We start from the raw sequence: 19,453 nt of genomic DNA, 5'->3' as shown, positions 1-19,453 counted from the left end.
GTGGAGCCGGAAGCGTATCTGCGCCATGTGCTGGCGATTATCGCGGATCATCCCATCAACAAAATCAAAGAGCTCCTGCCGTGGAACCTCACCATCCCTGCTGAATAACTGTCAATACGGCGCTGGGCGTACGCTTACAAGTCAAGTGCCTGATTATAAGTCTAGACAGCGGCAAACGTCTGTCCCAGCCCCTTCGCACGGCCGACTATCTCCTCGCCAACGGGCAGCCGCGCCAGGAATACCTGCTCGACAAGCGAGATTCGCTGACCGTTGTCACCCTGCTGTCGCCGTCCTTCACCCCCCTGGTGCTTGACCGTTGGCAGGCGCGGGAAATGACGCATGATCTTCCCGATTTTACCAACCCGGCGGCCGTGGCGCGCGCTTGGGCGGAAGAGTTCGAGCGGCGGCAGGCCGCGGAAAAACATCTGGCGACCCTGGCGCCAAAAGCCAGTTTCTTTGACCGTTATGTCGCCGTGGAGGGCGCAATGGGGTTTCGCCAGGTCTGTAACCTACTGAAGGTGAAGGAGTCGGAGTTTCGTCAATTCTTGCTCGAGCGGCAGATCATGTATCGGCTGGCGGGAGTGTTGACCCCGTATCAGCAGCACCGCGATGCCGGCCGTTTTGAATTGCATACCGGCACCAGCGGCAGCCGCTACACCTTTGCTCAGGCGCGTTTTACCGCCAAGGGCGTGAAATAGATAGCCGATTTGTGGGCCGCCCACGCGGCAACGCCACAGGCAAAAAGCGCGGCGGCGTAAGCGCGACCTACGCTCCGGCCGCCGTGCCGTTGATTGTTACCGTAGCGGCGCCGGGGCGCTTACAGTAGAATCGCCTACGTTTAACATAATACCCCGCGCACAAGGCACCCACTGCACTCCCCCACGCGGGGCATAGCGAGCGCCGGTCTGGCCGTCGTACGCTACTCGCTTCGCGCGGGGTGGCCGCCTTGGCGGCCTACGCCACCGATTGGCTGGCGACAAACCACATTCTGCGCCGGCAAACGGCCAAGCTTGGCACAACGGGTTACCCCCTGCGTGCGATTAACGCTCCTCCACCCGTGCCTCGCCCGGAGGAAACGCGTGGTGAAGCCTTACGCGGGCCTGCTGCACGCCCTGCATCGGCTGCGGCGGGCGAGCGCAGCAAGGCGGAATGCCGCCCTGGAGTTTGCCCGCCATACGGCGGTACATGCCGGGTGATTCACCGTATTCACGTTTAAAACTGCGGGAAAACGATTGTTGGGAATCAAACCCTACCGCCAGCGCTACCGACAATATGGCTTCATTCCCGGTGGCCAAGCGGCAAGCGGATTCGGACAACCGCCGGCGACGAATGTAATTGGCCAGCGGATAACCGGTATGGTGTTTGAACATATGCTGCAAATACCATTTAGAGAAACCGGTGCGCTCCGCCACGTGGTCAATATCCAGCGGCTGTTCCAGATTTGCCTCAATCCAGGCGATTAAATCTTGTACTATTCCGGCATGACTCATCTTATCTCTCCCTTGGCTAGCGAAGGGAAGATACTAACCTAGTGACTAATTAAGTTAATAGTCACTAAGCATCTTGATGCTTAAGGCTGCGCAGTACTAGCCGTGAAAGCTGCTCCGGCCCCTGCGGCAATAAGTCGAGATGGTGTTGTAACAACAGCGGATTGATGAAGGGTTGCATTACCAGATAGACGGCCTGACAGCATTCATCCAGCGGTGTTTGCTGCTCAAATTCGCCGTTTTCGCGGCCTTCCTGGATAATCTGGCGCAGTAGCGCGCGGATTTCCTGCTCATAGGCCAACGAAGACGGCCAGCGTTCGGCCGCCGCATACACCACGATGTCGTAAAGTTTACGTTCGTTGACGAATAATTTGGCGGCATTACCCACTAGCAAATCAAACAGACGGCAAAATTTTTCCGCTGCGCTGCCTGCATTGCGCATCGCTTCACCCACGGCTTCTAGCGCAACGTTCATGCAATGGCTTCAGATGGCTTCACCTATTGCCTGTTTGGAGTCGAAAAATTTGTAAATGTAAGCCTTGGAGAACCCAATGGCTTTCGCCAAATCCGATACCGTCGTTTTGCCATAACCGTAGTGGCTGAAGTGTTCATTAGCGGCGCTGACGATTTGGTCGCGAATGCAGTGATCGGTCGGGCCACGCAGGCCACAAAGGGTAGCAGTATATTCTTTCATAAATAAAGTGTAACTCAGTTAGCGCAAGACCACATCCGGCAATTGATATCCAGTTGATGTAATCGTGATGGTGAGCGCCTGAGCCAGACCGCATGTTACCCCTTGCGTGTGCCCACCCGTGGCCAGGGCGTTGAAAAAACGTCCTGTGTGGGCAGTATGCCGGAATTAGCGCGGCCATAACCTACACTCTGGGCCTTTGACAAGTCCAAGGCCGTCGGTCAAATGCGGTTAATAGGTCATTAACCGGCAACGGCGGCAAATGTCTCTATCATTAGGATCAAACCGCTGCTGCACGGTCGTTTAAAACCGCGACAGCTCACCCCGGATGCCGAGAAAGGCCATTTCGCTCTGTACCCGCTTGACGAGGCTTTACTCTCGTCACCGCGCGAAAGCACGAAGCGTATTCGCGGTGAGCATTTTTTACATAGATTTAACCTTAAGAAGGTTAATAATCAGTGTCAGCAGCTCTCTGTTACTCAAATGAAGTCATGGCAATGAAAACAGGCATCCTTGTTTTGCCCGTCCTGCTGATGGCGACGCCGGTTTATGCCTTGAATGCCGACGATACCCTCAATGCTGCCCGGCCCGCCGCCGGCTTTGATACGGTCAGCGTCATCGACACACAGCAACTTACCCGCGATACACCCTCCGACGCTACGGCGGAGCACATTGCTGCGCCCTGCAAGCCTGATATTGTGCCACCAGGTAAATTCCGCCGACGCTCGCTGGACGGTAAAGACAGCAAATTAAGCAAGTTGGGTTTATTCTAATGCACGTCGGCATCCGCGGGCGTTAACGCGACCTGGCGTTTTAACACGGCATGGCACGCCTTCCCCCTGGTCGTAGCCGTACGCCAAAGCAGGTGCGCTCGGCGCCTGCGTCTGGCCAGAGGGGAGAATCGGCCAGGCGCACAGACGCCATCATGCTGGCACCCTATCTAGGGGTTAGAAACACGTTTCCATCTCTTCCAGCACGTTATAATCGCTATCGATTAGAAACAGCATTTTCCATTTATCAAAGGTCAGGCAGGGATGCGACGTGGTGAATACCAGAATATCGCCAACCTGGACATCGCTCCCGGGCACGAGGGTCAATATGGCATGCTGATCCATGATGTCCACCGTCGTCAATGCGCCTGGCGTGAACGGTAACGCCTGCCCCTGGCGATAGTGCGCCCCCGGCTGCGGCAACCCGGCGTCGAACGCGCTGTCGCGCTTGCTAAAATTCACCACCGCCCTGCCGGGTTCAGGAACCGATTGCACCATCGATATCAGCTCCAATGCCGAAAGCAAATCGTCGCCCAGACCGCAGGCGATGGGATCGCGCGCCATCACGGCATCTTGGGCCTGCTGATAAATACCGCCGTCATGGGTGACATAACAGCCGGGACGGATCACCAACCGGCAGCCGTCCGGCAGCGGGGTTTCATGCCAGATATTACAGACCACGTCATACCACGAGGAACCGGCACCGGTCAGGATCATTTCCCCTTTAACCCACTGATGACGGCTGAAGGACAGCGCCAGAGCGGCGGCGTCGCGCAGTAGTTGCTCGACCCTGGGCCGCGGATCTTCATCGTGGATCACGTCTTCGTACAGTTCGATACCGTGCAGCGTCAGGCCGGGCAGCGTGGTCACCCGTTCCGCCAGCGCCTCTGCCTCCTCGTTACTGCGGCCGCCGGGTACCCCCAGTTCAATCAACACATCCAGCCGCTGGCCGCGGGCGGCAAAAAAAGCCGACAGCGCGCTGGCATTGGCCTCGCTATCGACGCAGCAGAAAAAGTGACAGGCCGGGTAGTCGGTTTTCAGCCGTGACACCAGCTGCATGTTCGCCCTTCTGACCAACTGATTGACCATCAATACCCGGCGCACGTCGCTTTACATGGCGACGCTGGCCTGCCAGGCGCTGCCAACGCCGATAGCCCAGGCGCCAAGAGCGGTTTGTCGGCGAAAAATCCACGGTGTCATGGTGGTTTTACCGTGAGGCGCCACGACACCCCCCGCGCATCGGCATAACGCTGCATCCCGGTGATATTATTTTCCAATGACTGACTTTTTACCGCTACCGCCGGCAGACAGACATCCTCCAGCAGCAGATTGACTGGACGATCATCAGGCCGGTGCATGATGGCGGCCTTGTGCGCCACTCCTGCGACATCATGATACTTCATAACATATTCCTATTGATTATCCATTATCATCGATAAGCGATATCATAATTCAACAGCATGAAAAAAAATAAAATTAATAAAAAATCAACCCAAAACGATAAAAGGTACCAAAAAATGGTCAATTTTTTGTGTAGTTTTCCACTGTTTTCATGTAAGCGCCCCTTGGAGGATGTCTTGAATTATTGGTGGGTTTGTTGTATGGCCCGGTAAGAATATGTTCCACTACGATGCCTAGTGAACCCGCATCCTATAAGGGACGGCTGTCAGATCATGGATAATCCGGCGATGATAGTGTCCACTTAAATTTTAATGGACACTATCACAAACTTCAGAACCACTAATTTCATATCACTCAAACCGGGATGGAAATAAAAGTTATTAAAATCAATAAAATGTGAAAATGCAATGAGCATAAGCGTGTAACGTAGGTTTACTGTCTCATACAACAAACTCACCAATAATTCAAGACGTCCTCCACGGGGCGCTTACTCCCAGAGCGCATCATCATCCGGCAGCGCCGGCGGCCGCGAGCCAAATAACGTATTCGGCTCGATGGTCAATTGATACCAGGACAAATGCGGCGGCGCCAGGGCGATAGCCTGGGCCAAATCATCAAGCACGCCCGCAAGCGACTGGTCCGGCAGGCCTTGCATCAAGTCAAGATTAAAACTGCGCAGGCCGAGCGAGGCCGCCAACCGCACCGCGCGCCGGTCCTCCTCCGCGCCATGGATACGGCCGAGACGGGCGAGCTTCAAGGGCATTTTTGCACGCACCTGGGAATATGCAGATACAGGCTGAGCGGCGGTAAATTAGGCATGGCGCAGGGCGTCCAGCAGGCAGGCCAGCGCCTGACCGCGGTGGGAGAGCGCCTGCTTTTCTTCCGCGCTAAGGTCGGCGGCGAGGTGGCCTTGCTTAGTCAGCAGGAAAACTGGATCGTAGCCGAAACCGACGGCGCCGGACGGCTGGCGCGCAATCTCGCCGGACCAACTGCCGTGACACACCAGCGGCGTCGGATCGTCGGCATGGCGCAGATAAACCAGTAAGCAGTGAAATTGCGCGCCACGCTGACCGTCCGGCACCGAGGCCATCGCCGCCAGCAACTTGTCCAGATTCTGCCGATCGCTGGCGTCCTCGCCCGCATAACGGGCCGAATAGATGCCCGGCGCGCCGGCGAGCGCATCCACCGCTAAGCCTGAATCGTCGGCGATGGCCGGCAGACCGGTGACACGGGCCGCGTGCCGGGCCTTGATCAGCGCGTTTTCAATAAACGTCAGGCCGGTTTCCTCCACCGACACCACGCCCAGCGCGCTCTGCGCCACTATCTCCATACCGAAATCCGCCAGCGCGCCGGCAAGCTCGCGCACTTTACCGGCGTTGCCGGTGGCCAATACCACTTTTTGCATAGGTTTATCCGCAATTATCGCGAGCCGCGGGCAATGATTAAGGGGGCTCAGGCAGCGTCCAGCAGACGTGCGATGGGCTCGGGAATCTGCCGGGGCTGGTCGATCCTGAGCTGTTTATGGCGCCCCAGTTCCCCTTTTTCCAGGATGACGCGGCTTTTCGCCACGCCAAATTCTTTCGCCAGAAAACGAATCAAATGGCTATTCGCCTGGCCGTCCACCGGCGCCGCCGTGATGGCGACCTTGATTTCATCACCGTGGGCGCCGGCGATATGGTCGCGGCTGGCCCTGGGCTGGATATAGAGCCGCAGCACCAGCGCATCGCCCTCGCGCCAAACGCCGATCACAGGCGGTACCAAATTCCCGGGAACAGATCCATACCAAGATAATTCAGTGCATAAAGGATAAGGATCACGACCATCGCCGAAAAATCGATGCCGCCCATGGCCGGCAGAATGCGGCGAATCGGATACATTAGCGGTTCACTTAATTGATAAAGCACCACATCCATCGGACTGCGGCCTTGGCTGATCCAACTGAGCAAGGAACGAATAATCACCACCCAGAACACCAGTTCGCCGGCCGCTTTCAGCAGCGTCAGCAGGCCGACCAGCAAATAAATGGGATCGAGGATCAGGACGTGCATCTCGATGAGCATCAGCAGCGGGAATTTGATCATCGCCAAAATAAACGCCAGCAGCAGCGAGGCGCTGTCCAGCGGCCCGAGGGCGGGAATAACCCGGCGCAGCGGCCCGATCACCGGCTGGGTGATTTTGACGATAAATTGCGAAAACGGATTATAAAAATCGCAGCGCGTCCACTGCATCCAAATGCGCAGCAGCAGCACCATAATATAAAGATCGATTAGCGTTTTGACCAAAAACGTCAGCGTCAGCATAAGAGGTAAATGTCCTTAATCAGGTTAACAAGCGCCGCGTCGGCGACAATCATCAGAATAATTTTTCCATCTCTTCGGCGCGCGCGACCGCCGCCTGCATCGCGCTGGCGACGGTGCGGGGCAGCTCCTGCTGCTCGAAGACCTGAAGCGCCGCGGCTGTGGTGCCCCCTTTCGAGGTCACGTTCTGCCGCAGGGTGGCGAAAGGGGTATCGCCCGCGTCCGCGTCCGCGGCCAGCGCGGCGGCGCCGGCGGCGGCCTGCAGCACCAGGGTACGGGCGGTGGTTTCATCGAAGCCCAGCGCCTGCGCCTGCTGCTGCATGGCTTCCATAAACAGGAAAAAATAGGCCGGCGCGCTGCCGGCGGCGGCGATAACGCCATTAATATCGCTTTCCTGCTCCAGCCAGCACAGTTTTCCCACCGCGCCCATTAACTGGGCGCTGAATGCCCTGTCCTCCTCGCTAGTCATCGGGGGCGCATACAGGCCGCTCATCCCTTTGCCCACCAGACAGGGCGTATTGGGCATCATCCGCACAATGGCGATATTTTCGCCCAGCAGCGCATAAAACCGGCTCACGGTAACACCTGCGGCAATGGAAAGCACCAGTTTGCCGGAAAAATCTACCTCTGCGCGCAGCGATTCGCAGACCTGGGCGATAAGCTGCGGCTTCACCGCCAATACCACCACATCCGCCTCGCGCGCGCCGCGCAGATTATCGCCGCTGCTTTGCACGCCGTAACGCTCGGCCAACGCGCCGCGGTGCGCGGCGGAGGGAGCGCAAACCGTGATCAAATGCGCGGGATAGCCGTTATCCACCAGGCCGGCGATGATGGCCTGCGCCATATTACCGGCGCCGATAAAGGTGATATTACGCTGTTGCATGCAGTTCCTCGTTAAGCTATTCAGGGGGATGCGTAACCCTACTCTCTGGCGCCGAAAATCGCGGTGCCGATACGCACCAGCGTACTGCCGGCGGCGACAGCCGCAGGCATATCGTCCGTCATGCCCAGCGACAGCGTGTCGACGCCGGAGTGGACGCGTTGTAAGGCTTCATACAAGTCGTACATGCGCTTAAACACCGCCAATTGCCGCTGGAAATCGTTCTCCGGCGCCAGGATAGCCATCAAACCGCGCAACCGCAGACGTGGACACTCTGCGATGAGCGCCGCAAGGGACAACATGTGCTCGGGCGCGATACCGGCTTTGGTGGCTTCGCCACTGATGTTGATTTGGATTAGCACATTGAGCGGCGCTCGTTGCGCCGGCCGCTGATCGTTCAGCCGCCGAGCCAGCTGCGGGCGATCCAGGGTATGACACCAATCGAAATTCTCCGCCACCAGACGGCTTTTATTGGACTGTAACGGACCGATAAAGTGCCAAATAAGCCCCGGGGCCTCAGACCGCTCCCGGAACCAGCCTATTTTTTCCACGCCCTCTTGCACATAATTTTCCCCGAAGGCCCGCTGACCGGCTGCGATGGCGGCTTCGATCGCCGTCACAGGTTTGGTTTTACTGACGGCGAGCAAGGTAATCTGCTGGGGATCGCGGCCGCAATCCTGCGCAGCCGTGCGGATTTGCTGATGAACGCGCTGTAGATTCTGCTCGATAGTGCTCATGGTTTCAGGAGGTCATATGGAATTGGATAAACTGGTGGCCATAGTGTAAAGCATAATGCCTCCGATCTGCACCTTTGTCCCGGTCAGCCGCCGATAATTCGCGTGGATGGCCTGCTGCGGCCGCTGGAGGCGCCGGCCTTGGCAGAAAGCGACATCGCCGGCTGCGCCCGGCGCTATCTTGACGCTAACCGGCGGCCAGCGGGTGCGCGCCCACTTCTTTTTGCAGCGGGGCGTGCTGGCCGTAAGCCTGCGTATTATTCCTACCCGGCCGCCGCGCATGGCGGAGCTGGAGCTGCTGGCGCAGCCGCGGGGACTGGTGCTGGTGACCGGCCCGGCGGGCAGCGGGAAAACGAGTTCGCTGGCGGCGATGGTCAATGAGCTCAACGACAGCCGGGCGCTGCACATCATTACCCTTGAGGATCCCATCGAGCATCTGCATGCCTCAAGGCATTGTCTTATCCACCAGCGGGAAATAGGGCGCCACTGCAGCGGGTTCCGCGCGGGGCTGCGCCCCACCCTGCGCGAGGATCCCGACGTTATCCTGCTCGGCGAGCTGCGCGATTGCGCCACTATTGCCCTGGCGCTTAGCGCCGCGGAAACCGACCATCTTCTGCTGTGTACGCTGCACGCCCGCAGCGCCAGCCAGGCGGTCGATAGGCTGGTAGATGCCTTTCCCGCCGCGCAGCAGAGTTTCGCCCGCGCGCTGCTCGCCGGCAGCCTGCTGGGGGTGATGGCGCAGCAATTGGTCAGGCGTCCGCGGGCGGGCGGATGGGTCTTTTTGAACTGCTGACCATGACGCCCGCGGGGCGTCACCTCATCCGCGAAGGGAAAACCCATCTGCTGCCGGGACTACAGATGGGCTGTCGGCTTACGGGAAGCCGGCATTCGCCCGCTGCGTCATAAAAAAAACGCGGCACCGCAGCATCCGGACATCTTTTCTTTCGCCCTCGCAGGCATGACGCAATGTGCTCCCGGCGCCGTGACGCTGTGCACCGGGCAGCGATTTAATGCTTCGTGAACATCAATTTGGCCACGGATTGTTTTGCCTCTTGTCATGCCCTCTCGTATGCTGCTGCTGTTCCCCGGCGCTGACCAGCGCCGAGGGGGCTGGCAGCGGTATCGTGCTTCACTACAAGAAAATACAACTAGATGAAAATTAATCAATTTCTTATAACCGCGGCGTGTTTGGTGGTGCCGTTCGCCGGCGTTGCCGGCCAGGCCCATGTTTGCCATTCAACCACCGTAAAAATCGATCTAAGCAAAGGCCCCGGCAGTCACGAATTATCCGACAGCACGGTTTTTAACTGCCCTGACATTGGCAGCAAAACAATTCCTGCGCTGGCACAGGACGGCTGGAAAATGGTCTCGGTGACCGAGCAGGGCGGACCTGATGACGATCCGGACGTCACCAATCTGTATTTTGAGCTGTTAATCCAAAAAGATTAAACGTTCTCGACCGGCGGCGACCATTCCGGTCAGCCGCCGCAATCCACGCCCGCCATGATGTTATCCATTTGTGACCGCGCTCACTATCAGGTTGCTGATATTGCCACGCCGGCAAAAAAGATGGCAATGATCCGAAGGCGTTACGCCCAGCAAGATCCCTACACTAACCTCCGCGTTTGTTGACCGTATTCCTCCATCACCGCTTCCTCGCAGTTCGACGCTGGCGGCGATCTCACTTTGCAGACAGGAGCTTGTCCATGGGTAGTTCTATCGTGCTGGGGATCTTCTGGCATTTCATCGGCGCCGCCAGCGCCGCCTGTTTTTATGCACCGTTCAAAAAAGTTCGTCACTGGAGCTAGGAAACCATGTGGTCCCTTGGCGGTTTCTTCTCCTGGGTGATCCTGCCCTGGGCGATTAGCTGGGTATTGCTACCGGATTTTTGGGCCTATTACCGTAGTTTTCCCTGGGGTACGCTGCTGCCGGTCTTCCTGTTCGGCGCGATGTGGGGCGTCGGCAATATTAACTACGCTTGACGATGCGCTACCTGGGGATGTCGATGGGAATTGGTATCGCCATCGGCATTACGCTTATTGTCGGTACATTATTAACGTCTCTCCTTCAGGGGAAATTCGGCATCCTGCTCAACACCACCGGCGTGCGGATTACCCTTGTCGGAGTGCTGGTGTCGGTCATCGGCGTGGGTATTGTCAGCTATGCCGGTCTGTTAAAAGAACGGGCCCAGGGGATCCGGGCGGAAGAATTCAACCTGAAGAAAGGGTTATTGCTGGCGATCGTTTGCTGCTTCTTCTCGGCGGGTATGTCGTTTGCTATGGACGCGGCGGTACCGATGCATGAAGCGGCGAAAAATGCCGGAATAAGCCCGCTTTACGTTGCGCTGCCCAGCTATGTGGTGATTATGGGCGGCGGCGCTATTGTCAATCTGGGCTACTGCTTTATCCGGCTCGCTACGCGCCGGGAGATATCCCTAAAGGCCGATCTCTCGGTCGGGAAATCGCTGCTGATAGCCAATGCGCTGTTTTCGATTCTCGCCGGCGTCATGTGGTATCTGCAATTCTTTTTCTACGCCTGGGGCCATGCCAATATTCCATCCCAGTACGCGTTTGTTAGCTGGATGCTGCATATGAGTAGCTATGTACTGTGCGGCAGCATCGTCGGGCTGGTGCTGAAAGAGTGGCTTGGCGTTGGCAAAAAACCCGTAAGCTGGTTATGTATCGGCGTGCTGGTGATTATCTTAGCCGCCAATATTGTAGGTTTAGGTATGGCCTCCTGAGTTCCGCGTGGTAAACGGCGTTCGAGTGACGGTCTCGTGGCCCGACCGGTGTAAGCGCCGAAGAGAGTATGGGCGGGTTAAACCAGCGGCTTAAACGGCGGTGGCGTGGATTAACCGACGTAAACGGCGGATTCGTTACAGGCCTCTGGTGCCGCCGGCGCAAGCGCGCAGTAGGCGCGGCTTTGCGGCGTGGTCAACCTTCAGCCGGGGCTGAGGACCTTCTGAAAGCGCTGGCGGTATTGACGCGGTGATAAGCCGTAAGCCTGGTTGAACACCACTGAAAAGTAGTTGCTGTCGTCGAAGCCGCACAGCGAGGCGACATCGCCTATCGCCTGCTGACCATGGCGCAGCAGGTCCATCGCCTTGCTCAGGCGTAACTGACGCAAGTAATGATGAATACCCATACCGGTATGGTTTTTGAACATCACCCGCAACGTGCGGGCGTTAAGGTCGTACTGGCGGCAAAAATCATCCAGGCGGAAAGGCGCGCTGATATTGACGCGCAGCGCCATCAGCAGCAGATCTAACTGTTCGGCGTCGGAAACAAATGGGCTGTCCGGGGCGTGACGGAAACGTTTGGTCCTCAGCGCCAACTGCAAAAACAAGGTTTCACTCAGCAGCAGCGATAGCGCATCGGATTTTATGCACTCCTGCGCCAGTGCATCGACGCTCTGGCGCAAAATGGCCATGCCGGGCGTGCTTAAACGCCAATATTGTCGCGCCTCCGGTCCCGCAGTATGGCCGGGAAGCAGGTCCTGCCAGTTAACGTTCAGGGTAAGCAGCTCGCGCCGGTACAAAACGTTATCCAGCTCTAAATCGTTGACCGATTCATAACCATGACGATCGCGGGCGTTGATATAGAAAAGATCGCCACAGGTGATGGGATAGGGCACTTCATTGAGAATATGCAGGCCATTGCCGCGCCAGACAAAGACAATTTCGTCAAACTCGAGACAATGTTGTGGAAAGGCGGGCTGTGGTCGACGATCGGCGACGGTTACCGTGTTTTTGTCGGTCAGAAAATAGTCGAAAACCTGCAGCTTAAGGCCATTCATGCCGTAATCCCCTAAGCTAAAAAGCAATAGAGAATAATGATATAATTGTTGTTAATTATCTGATGATCGTTGCAAAACGCATTTTTTGTCGCGTCGGGAGGAAGGGCGGTCATGGCCGGGTAACCGCCCGTCGCGTGCGGCACCTATAGCAGGTCGGGATAGCCCTGGCGCAGCATTTTCGGCGAATGGGAGAACTCACGCCGGAACTGGGTGGAGAAATGATTGCTATCGCTAAAACCACAGGCGTGGGCAATTTCCGTGATCGTTTTATCGGACTGTTTTAGCTACTTGCGCGCCTCCAGCAGGCGTAACCGGTTCAAATAGCGCTGAGGCGTCATCCCGGTTTGCTGTTTTAGCTGGCGGTACAGCGTGCGCAGCGGTAACTGAAATTGATCGGCGAGGGTCAGCCAGTCGACATTGTCGCTGAAGTTATGCTGTAGCCAGCGTAACAGATCTTGCAGACGCTGCTCGCGGTTGTCGTCGCTGTGGGCCTGGAAACACCCCTTGCACAGTACGATAAGCAACTGCAGAAATTGCCCTCGCTGGCGGCAATATTCTCCGGCGACAGATCACCGCTCAGCGCGTCGAGATTGTGAATCAATTGCTTGGCCTGCTGTAGCGCCGCGTGATTGACTTGCCAGTGGACTTGTCGCCCGGCAGGAACGGAGCGATATTCTGCAAAAAACGAAATCCGTTAGGGGCGCGGTACAGCACGTTGATCATATTCAGCCGATCCACGCTTTCAAACAGGTGGTGGTCATTGGCCCGGACAAAACAGACGGTACCGCTACACAGCGTGTGGGGTTGATCGTTGAAGACATGTATGCCCGATCCGTTTTCCACCAGCACTATCTCCCAGAAATCGTGATAATGCTCGGGAAAATCCCACTGCGGCAGGCGGGGTTCGATGGCAACCGTAGCGTCTGGGGAAACAAAAAAATCATCATCATACAGTAACGTCATTTCAGGCACCTCAGTATAATACAGGGACCTTATCTTATGCCGCGATAATGCGGTGCGCCTTCAATTCCCGACCGCCAAACACCGCATTGTGGTTTTTTTTCGAGATTTACGCTCCCCGTGATGAATTTTGCGGCGAAGATCACAGGCGGCCGGGCGTCGGCGTGGCGACAAATGGAGACGATATTGCTTTTGTGATCGGATTCACATTCATCTTGACGATTTTGCCAGCCCGCTACCGGGTGCTAAAAAATATCATGGGCCTGTGGTTACTGAACCGGATTACGCAGGAGCAGGGGATCGCGGATCTGCCGGCGCTGCTGGAAGCCGCCGCTGCGCTGCCGCCCTTTACCCGTTTGATTAATCCCAACGATGAGCGCTTTATTAACCCCCCCCTCCATGGTGGACGCCATCCGCGAGGCCTGCCGCGAACACGGGCAGCCGGTACCGCAGGAGGAGGCCGCGGTGCTGGCGCGCTGTATTCTCGACAGTCTGGCGATGCTCTATCGCCGGGTACTGCTGGAGCTGAGCGCCCTGCACGGCATTGCCCCGGCGCGGCTGCACATCGTCGGCGGCGGCAGCCAAAACCGCTGGCCTAACCAGCTCACTGCCGATTGCTGCCAGCTGCCGGTGTCCGCGGGGCCGGTGGAAGCGTCGACGCTCGGCAACGTGGGGTGCCAGCTTATGGCGCTTAACGAAGTGGCGGACGTAGCGGCCTGGCGCCGGATCGTCACGAGCAGTTTTCCGCTGGCGCACTACCTGCCCAGCCCGATACCTGATTTTGCCCATCATTGGCAACGCTTTCAGGCGCTTTACCATCCGCAAGAGGAAATCCTATTATGAACTCATCCCTTGAACAAGCCTGGCAACTGGCCAAACAGCGCTACGCCGATATTGATGTCAACGTGGACCAGGCGCTGGCGCTGCTTGATACGCTGCCCGTCTCGATGCATTGCTGGCAGGGCGACGATGTTGCCGGTTTTGAGAACCCCACCGGCACCTTGACCTGGGGGATTCAGGCCACCGGTAATTATCCTGGCAAAGCCACCAATGCTCAGCAACTGCGCGCCGATCTGGAGCAGGCGTTTAGTCTGATTCCGGGAACGAAGCGGCTCAATCTGCACGCCATCTATCTGGAGGCGGAGCAACCGGTGGAGCGTAACGCCATCGAGCCGGCGCATTTCGCCCGCGGGGTCGCCTGGGCGCGGGATCAGCATCTGGGGCTGGACTTTAATCCCACCTGCTTTTCCCATCCGTTGAGCGCCGATGGCTTTACCCTTTCCTATGCCGATGACAAGATCCGTTAGTTCTGGATTGAGCACTGCCAGGCCAGCCGCCGCATTTCCGCCTATTTTGGCCGTGAATTGGGAACGGCGTCGGTAATGAATATCTGGGTACCGGACAGGATGAAAGATCTCACCATCGAGCGGCTGATGGCGGCGCTGGATACGGTTTTGGCGGAAAAACTGGACCCCCGCCATCATATCGACGCGGTGGAAAGTAAATTATTCGGCATCGGCGCGGAAAGCTATACCGTCGGTTCGGCGGAGTTCTACCTCACCTACGCCACCAGCCGCGGTACCGCGCTGTGCATGGACGCCGGTCATTTCCATCCCACCGAGGTCATCTCCGATAAAATCTCCAGCGCGAGCCTGTTTGTCCCGCGTTTGCTGCTGCACGTCAGCCGGCCGGTGCGCTGGAATAGCGATCATGTCGCCCTGCTGGACGATGAAACAGAGGCTATCGCCAGTGAGATCGTGCGGCAAAAACTGTTCAATCGGGTCCATATCGGCCTGGACTTCTTTGATGCCTCCATTAACCGTATCGCCGCCTGGGTTATCGGCACCCGCAATATAAAAAAAGCGCTGCTGCGTGCGCTGTTGGAGCCCACGGACACGTTGCGTCGCTTAGAGCAGAACGGCGATTATACGGCGCGTCTGGCGCTGCTGGAGGAGCAAAAATCGCTGCCGTGGCAGGCGGTGTGGGATCGCTATTGCCAACAACATCAGGTACCGGTGGACAGCGACTGGCTGTCGTCGGTGCGCGAATATGAACAAACCGTGTTAAGTCAACGCTGAGGATACCTGGTTATGCAATCATTACTGTCTTCCTGGTTCGTTCAGGGCATGGTCAAGGCGCCCAGCGATATGTGGCTCAAGGGCTGGGACGAGCGCAACGGCGGCAACGTAAGCCTGCGCCTGACGCCAGAGGATGTCGCCCCCTACCGGGCGGAATTCAACCCGCGGCCGCGCAGTGAAACATTGTCTGCGCCGGTGCCGGCGCTGGCCGGCAGTTATTTCCTGGTCACCTGTTCCTGCAAGTTTTTCCGCAACGTGCAGCTCTCTCCCGCCGACAGTTTAACGCTGTTGCAGCTCAATGAGGACGGCACCGGTTACCGTATCCTGTGGGGGCTTATCGCCGGTGGACTGCCCACCTCCGAGCTGGCCCCGCACCTGCAATCCCATGCCGTGCGCAAACAAGTGACGGGGACGGCGATCGGGTCATCATGTACTGCCACGCCACCAATCTCATCGCTTTGAGCTATGTGCTGGAGCTGGATACCACCCGCTTTACCCGCGAGCTATGGGAAGGCAGCACCGAGTGTCTAGTGGTGTTCCCCGACGGGGTAGGTATCATTCCCTGGATGGTCCCCGGTACCGACGGTATTGGCGCCGCCACCTCGGAAAAAATGCACGCGCATTCGCTGGTGCTCTGGCCTTTTCATGGTATTTTCGCCAGCGGGTCCCTCGCTGGATGACGCTTTTGGCCTGATCGATACCGCGGAAAAATCCGCCGAGGTGATGGTGAAAGTCCGCTCGATGGGGGGCAAAAAGCAGACCATCAGTCGCGCTGAACTCGTCGCGCTCGGCGAGCGTTTCGGCGTGACGTCGATGGCGGCGGCGCTGGACGTTGAGTCGCGTTGAACGGGGAAATGTGATGATAAGAAAAGCGTTTGTTATGCAGGTCAATCCCGAGGCACATCAAGAGTATGAACGCCGGCACAATCCGATCTGGCCTGAGCTGGCGCAGACTCTGAAGCAGCACGGCACTCATCACTACAGTATTTTTCTTGATGAACAGCGCCATCTGCTGTTCGCCTATGTGGAGATGGAATCCGAAGCGCGTTGGAATGCGGTGGCGGAGACGGAAGTGTGCCAGCGCTGGTGGCGCCATATGACTGACGTCATGCCCGCCAACGCCGATAACAGCCCGCTAAACTCAACCCTGCGTCCGGTGTTTTATCTGGAGTAAGTCGGGCCCGTGGCAGCGGCAAGAGAGACGCGCCGTTGTCACGAGTTATGATACCGCCACTGCTGCGGGCCAGGACACCTTCCTGCGAGCTGTGGCAGTGCCGCTGCGCGGCATGCATGTCGCCTCTACCGGCCATGACACCGCAGGCGGGGACCGACGATGGTGCCGTAGCGTTACTCGGGAAATTGTTCGAGCCAGCTTTCCAAAATGATGACCGCCGACCCCGCGTCCACGTTGCCTTTCTCCAGCGCGCGATAGCCGCCGCGCTCAAACAGACCCGCGCGAGCTTCGACGGTGCTGAGGCGTTCATCGTGCAGCACTACCTGAACGCCAAAGCGGCCGTGCAGCCGGTTGGCGAACTTGCGCGCCCGGGCGGTCAGCGGCTGTTCGCTGCCGTCCATATTCAGCGGTAGCCCCACCACCACCGTGTCCGGCCGCCACTCGTTGAGCAGTTTTTCGATCTGCTGCCAGTCGGGTACACCGTCGCGGGCCTTGAACGCCGTCAGCGGTCGGGCGGTACAGGTGACGTGCTGACCAATGGCCACGCCGATGCTCCGCGTACCGAAATCGAATGCCATGATGCTGCCGGCGGCGGCCATCAGGCATGACCCGCCTGGTTGGCGATATTATGGATATCGATGCCCAGAGTTTTGGCCGCTTCGCGCCAGCGGGCTGTGATGGGGGTATGGAACAGAATTTCGCTGTCGGCGGGGGTGGTAAGCCAGGCGTTTTCCAGCAGCTCGCGCTCCAGCTGGCCCTGCTCCCAGCCGGAGTAGCCGAACGCGACCAGCACACCTTCGGGCTGATCGGCGGTGCCGAGCGTCTCCAGCACATCCTTAGAAGTGGTTATCATCGTTTGCGGCGAAATGCCGATGCTGGATCCAAAACCCTCGCGCGGCGTATGCAGGATAAAGCCGCGGTCGTCCGCCAGCGGGCAGCCGGCAAACACCGGTTTGTCCAGCCGGATCGCGGTCGGCGGGCATGATTTTAAGCTTGTGCAGCACGTTTTCGACGGTGAACTGCTCGACGGGCTTGTTGATGACGATACCCATGGCGCCGTCACTGTTATGCTCGCAGATGTAGACCACCGAACGCTTGAACAGCGGATCCGGCAGCGAGGGCATAGCGATAAGAAAATGGTGCTGTAAATTCATGCTTTAAATAGGCAACATCAGTAAGTTTAAAAAATAGACGGCGTCCAGTATGCGGGCAAAATGGTGATAAGTCACTGGCCGCAAACGAAATCAGATTGCGGCCACGTCACACACATCAGCGTTGTTGCGCCGCCAGACGTTTTTCAATTGCGTCCATCAACATGCCGGTGATGGAAATAGGGAAAGCCGCTTCGATTTCCCGTATGCAGGTGGGACTGGTAACGTTAATCTCCGTCAGGCGGTCGCCAATGATATCCAGGCCGCTGAAAATCAGCCCTTTCTTTTTCAGCACCGGCGCCACGTCACGGGCGATTTTCCAGTCGCTGTCGCTGAGCGGGCGGGCCTCGCCGCGGCCGCCGGCGGCCAGATTGCCGCGGGTTTCGCCGCTTTTTGGAATACGCGCCAGGCAATAGGGAACCTGCTCGCCGTCCACCACCAGCACCCGTTTATCGCCGTCTTTGATGGCCGGCAGATAATTTTGCGCCATGCAGAAATGGCGGCCGTAGCCGGTCAGGGTCTCAACAATGACCGTCAGGTTGGGATCGTCTTGCTTGACGCGAAAAATCGACGTACCGCCCATGCCGTCCAGCGGTTTCAGGATGATGTCGCCGTGCTCCTGCCAGAAGGCACGGATGTGGTCGTCCCGGCGGCTTACCAGCGTATCCGGCGTATGGCGCGCGAACCAGGCGGTAAACAGTTTCTCGTTACAGTCCCGCAGGCTCTGCGGTTTGTTGACGATGAGCGCCCCTTCATCTTCCGCACGTTCCAGAATGTAGGTGGCATAGATAAATTCGGTATCGAAGGGCGGATCCTTGCGCATCAGGATCACATCCAGTTCGCCCAGATTGATATCCTGTTCGCCGTTAAAGCTGTACCACGCGTCATAATCCTGTTTTACCGACAGCAGACGGGTGGAGGCCCGCGCCTCGCCGCCGCGCAGATACAGGGAGCTAATTTCCATATAGTGAATTTCATAGCCGCGGCGCTGCGCTTCCAGCAGCATGGCGAAGCTGCTGTCTTTTTTAATATTGATGGAAGAAATCGGATCCATCACGATGCCAAGCTTAATCATTGTTTTCTCCTTTACCCCAAATCGCCGAAACGCACCTGCAGGGCGGTGAGTGCGGTGGTCTCAGTGCGTAACACGCGTGGCCCCAGCAGAATATCGGTAAATCCATAATTGGCGGTTAATGCAATTTACTCCGCCGACAGGCCGCCTTCCGGCCCGATCAGCAGGCGAATATTGTCCGCCGGCAGCGGCAGCGTATTAATGCGCTGTTCAGCGCGGGGATGCAAATTAAGTTTTAACCCCGCGTGCTGTTCCGCACACCAGGCCTCAAGCGTCATCGCGGGGCGGATCTCCGCCAGGCGGTTGCAGCCTCATTGCTCACAGGCGCCGATGGCGATTTTGCGCCACTGCAGCAGCTTTTTCTCCAGCCGCTCGCCCTCCAGCTTGACGCCACAGCGGGCCGAAAACAATGGCGTGATAACATTTACACCCAATTCAAAGGATTTCTGGATAGCGAATTCCATCTTTTCCCCGCGGGACATCACCTGTCCCAGGTGCAAATGCCGCGGCGATTCGCGATCTTCCGTACGTGCCGCCAGCACCCTGGCCTCGACGGCTTTTTTGTCCACTCGGGTCAACCGGGCGCTAAAAACCTGATTACTACCGTCAAACAGCTCAAGCGGCGCGTCAGTGGTCATGCGCAGCACCCTGCTTAAATGATGCGCCGCGTCTTCGCTAACTTCGAGGACGGCGCCGACGGCCAGCGGCGCCGGATGATATATTCGAGGTATTCGCATAAGGCGTGGTTATAATCCTGGTTATCTGGCCGCCCGGGGCGGATTTAACCCTACCGGCACAACGGCGGGGCCACTCTAGTGTAGAGGTAAGCGCCCCGTGGAGAACGTCTTGAATTATTGGTGGGTTTGTTGTATGGCCCGGTAAGAATATGTTCCACTACGATGCCTAGTGAACCCGCATCCTATAAGGGACGGCTGTCAGATCATGGATAATCCGGCGATGATA

Annotated in this window: 15 protein-coding genes and 11 pseudogenes; 10 read left to right on the top strand and 16 right to left on the bottom strand. The window is 57.6% G+C overall.

Translation table 11 applies throughout. The features are described 5' to 3' along the window. A partial coding sequence (locus ACMX3H_RS03780; protein ID WP_415209556.1) for a transposase domain-containing protein occupies window positions 1-108 on the top strand: 108 nt, incomplete at its 5' end. A gap of 53 nt (window positions 109-161) precedes the next feature. Here the strand turns inward: ACMX3H_RS03780 and ACMX3H_RS03775 are convergent. Further along, window positions 162-341, bottom strand: coding sequence for a hypothetical protein (locus ACMX3H_RS03775; RefSeq protein ID WP_415209870.1), 180 nt, complete (start codon window positions 339-341; stop codon window positions 162-164). Between ACMX3H_RS03775 and ACMX3H_RS03770 the strand changes: the two genes are divergently transcribed. Continuing rightward, entirely contained in the window at window positions 333-698 is a 366-nt protein-coding gene (locus tag ACMX3H_RS03770) for a phage antirepressor KilAC domain-containing protein (RefSeq protein ID WP_415209869.1), read from the top strand. The genes ACMX3H_RS03775 and ACMX3H_RS03770 overlap by 9 nt on opposite strands. 477 nt (window positions 699-1,175) lie before the next feature. Here the strand turns inward: ACMX3H_RS03770 and ACMX3H_RS03765 are convergent. Further along, window positions 1,176-1,490 (bottom strand): annotated as a pseudogene (locus tag ACMX3H_RS03765) (helix-turn-helix domain-containing protein); the annotation flags it as partial. Window positions 1,491-1,554: 64 nt separating this feature from the next. Then, window positions 1,555-2,181 (bottom strand): annotated as a pseudogene (locus ACMX3H_RS03760) (TetR/AcrR family transcriptional regulator). Between the two features lie 494 nt (window positions 2,182-2,675). Here ACMX3H_RS03760 and ACMX3H_RS03755 point away from each other — a divergent pair. Further along, window positions 2,676-2,951 carry a hypothetical protein gene (locus ACMX3H_RS03755; protein WP_415209868.1) on the top strand — a complete coding sequence of 92 codons (276 nt, stop codon included), beginning with the start codon at window positions 2,676-2,678 and terminating at the stop codon, window positions 2,949-2,951. A 174-nt stretch (window positions 2,952-3,125) separates the two neighbouring features. Here the strand turns inward: ACMX3H_RS03755 and ACMX3H_RS03750 are convergent. The 7 genes and pseudogenes from ACMX3H_RS03750 to ACMX3H_RS03720 form a co-directional block, all read right to left on the bottom strand. Then, window positions 3,126-4,351: pseudogene (locus ACMX3H_RS03750) on the bottom strand (amino acid deaminase). A gap of 488 nt (window positions 4,352-4,839) precedes the next feature. After that, window positions 4,840-5,103: pseudogene (locus ACMX3H_RS03745) on the bottom strand (YggW family oxidoreductase); the annotation flags it as partial. 57 nt (window positions 5,104-5,160) lie between these two features. Beyond that, window positions 5,161-5,754, bottom strand: a complete 594-nt coding sequence (rdgB, locus tag ACMX3H_RS03740) for an RdgB/HAM1 family non-canonical purine NTP pyrophosphatase (RefSeq protein WP_415209867.1) — start codon at window positions 5,752-5,754, stop codon at window positions 5,161-5,163. A 47-nt stretch (window positions 5,755-5,801) separates the two neighbouring features. Next, window positions 5,802-6,098 (bottom strand): DUF167 family protein YggU, encoded by a 297-nt coding sequence (yggU, locus tag ACMX3H_RS03735; RefSeq protein WP_415209866.1) that lies wholly within the window; start codon window positions 6,096-6,098, stop codon window positions 5,802-5,804. Then, complete coding sequence (locus ACMX3H_RS03730) at window positions 6,095-6,649, bottom strand: YggT family protein (protein ID WP_415209865.1); 555 nt, start codon at window positions 6,647-6,649, stop codon at window positions 6,095-6,097. Before ACMX3H_RS03730 ends, yggU begins: the two co-directional genes overlap by 4 nt. 52 nt (window positions 6,650-6,701) lie before the next feature. Next, window positions 6,702-7,529, bottom strand: coding sequence for a pyrroline-5-carboxylate reductase (gene proC, locus ACMX3H_RS03725; protein WP_415209864.1), 828 nt, complete (start codon window positions 7,527-7,529; stop codon window positions 6,702-6,704). Window positions 7,530-7,567: 38 nt separating this feature from the next. Continuing rightward, window positions 7,568-8,263: a YggS family pyridoxal phosphate-dependent enzyme gene (locus ACMX3H_RS03720; protein ID WP_415209863.1), complete on the bottom strand. Its 696-nt coding sequence runs from the start codon at window positions 8,261-8,263 to the stop codon at window positions 7,568-7,570. Between the two features lie 178 nt (window positions 8,264-8,441). Here ACMX3H_RS03720 and ACMX3H_RS03715 point away from each other — a divergent pair, with 178 nt between their 5' ends. The 3 genes and pseudogenes from ACMX3H_RS03715 (at window position 8,442) to rhaT (ending at window position 11,000) form a co-directional block, all read left to right on the top strand. Beyond that, entirely contained in the window at window positions 8,442-9,053 is a 612-nt protein-coding gene (locus tag ACMX3H_RS03715; RefSeq protein WP_415209862.1) for a type IV pilus twitching motility protein PilT, read from the top strand. Window positions 9,054-9,451: 398 nt separating this feature from the next. Further along, window positions 9,452-9,709 (top strand): hypothetical protein, encoded by a 258-nt coding sequence (locus tag ACMX3H_RS03710; RefSeq protein ID WP_415209861.1) that lies wholly within the window; start codon window positions 9,452-9,454, stop codon window positions 9,707-9,709. 257 nt (window positions 9,710-9,966) lie between these two features. After that, window positions 9,967-11,000, top strand: a pseudogene (gene rhaT / locus ACMX3H_RS03705) (L-rhamnose/proton symporter RhaT). A gap of 200 nt (window positions 11,001-11,200) precedes the next feature. Here the strand turns inward: rhaT and ACMX3H_RS03700 are convergent. Both ACMX3H_RS03700 and rhaS read right to left on the bottom strand, forming a co-directional pair. Next, window positions 11,201-12,055, bottom strand: coding sequence for a helix-turn-helix domain-containing protein (locus tag ACMX3H_RS03700; RefSeq protein WP_415209860.1), 855 nt, complete (start codon window positions 12,053-12,055; stop codon window positions 11,201-11,203). A gap of 143 nt (window positions 12,056-12,198) precedes the next feature. Next, a pseudogene (gene rhaS / locus ACMX3H_RS03695) lies at window positions 12,199-13,018 on the bottom strand (HTH-type transcriptional activator RhaS). Window positions 13,019-13,251: 233 nt separating this feature from the next. Between rhaS and ACMX3H_RS03690 the strand changes: the two are divergent. The 4 genes and pseudogenes from ACMX3H_RS03690 to rhaM all read left to right on the top strand — a co-directional run. Then, a pseudogene (locus tag ACMX3H_RS03690) lies at window positions 13,252-13,858 on the top strand (FGGY-family carbohydrate kinase); the annotation flags it as partial. Beyond that, window positions 13,855-15,093 (top strand): annotated as a pseudogene (locus ACMX3H_RS03685) (L-rhamnose isomerase). The pseudogenes ACMX3H_RS03690 and ACMX3H_RS03685, both read left to right, overlap by 4 nt. Before the next feature lie 12 nt (window positions 15,094-15,105). After that, a pseudogene (gene rhaD / locus ACMX3H_RS03680) lies at window positions 15,106-15,939 on the top strand (rhamnulose-1-phosphate aldolase). A 13-nt stretch (window positions 15,940-15,952) separates the two neighbouring features. Next, the gene (gene rhaM, locus ACMX3H_RS03675; protein ID WP_415209859.1) at window positions 15,953-16,267 is read left to right on the top strand and encodes an L-rhamnose mutarotase; all 315 of its coding nucleotides are present in this window, start codon (window positions 15,953-15,955) and stop codon (window positions 16,265-16,267) included. A gap of 173 nt (window positions 16,268-16,440) precedes the next feature. On the opposite strand, the gene ruvX is transcribed toward rhaM, so the two are convergent. From ruvX to rsmE, 4 genes and pseudogenes are all read right to left on the bottom strand, one after another. Continuing rightward, window positions 16,441-16,866 carry a Holliday junction resolvase RuvX gene (gene ruvX, locus ACMX3H_RS03670; protein ID WP_415209858.1) on the bottom strand — a complete coding sequence of 142 codons (426 nt, stop codon included), beginning with the start codon at window positions 16,864-16,866 and terminating at the stop codon, window positions 16,441-16,443. Continuing rightward, window positions 16,866-17,421: pseudogene (locus tag ACMX3H_RS03665) on the bottom strand (YqgE/AlgH family protein). Before ACMX3H_RS03665 ends, ruvX begins: the two are co-directional and overlap by 1 nt. 115 nt (window positions 17,422-17,536) lie before the next feature. Next, window positions 17,537-18,493, bottom strand: a complete 957-nt coding sequence (gene gshB / locus ACMX3H_RS03660) for a glutathione synthase (RefSeq protein WP_415209857.1) — start codon at window positions 18,491-18,493, stop codon at window positions 17,537-17,539. Between the two features lie 11 nt (window positions 18,494-18,504). Further along, a pseudogene (gene rsmE, locus ACMX3H_RS03655) lies at window positions 18,505-19,227 on the bottom strand (16S rRNA (uracil(1498)-N(3))-methyltransferase). Between the last annotated feature and the right edge of the window lie 226 nt (window positions 19,228-19,453).

This window comes from Sodalis sp. (in: enterobacteria) (genome assembly GCF_047607725.1).
In the GTDB taxonomy this organism is placed as follows: Bacteria; Pseudomonadota; Gammaproteobacteria; order Enterobacterales; family Enterobacteriaceae; genus JBLKSS01.
The sequence above is the reverse complement of the archived record's forward strand: the minus strand, read 5'-3'. Positions and strand labels throughout refer to the sequence as shown.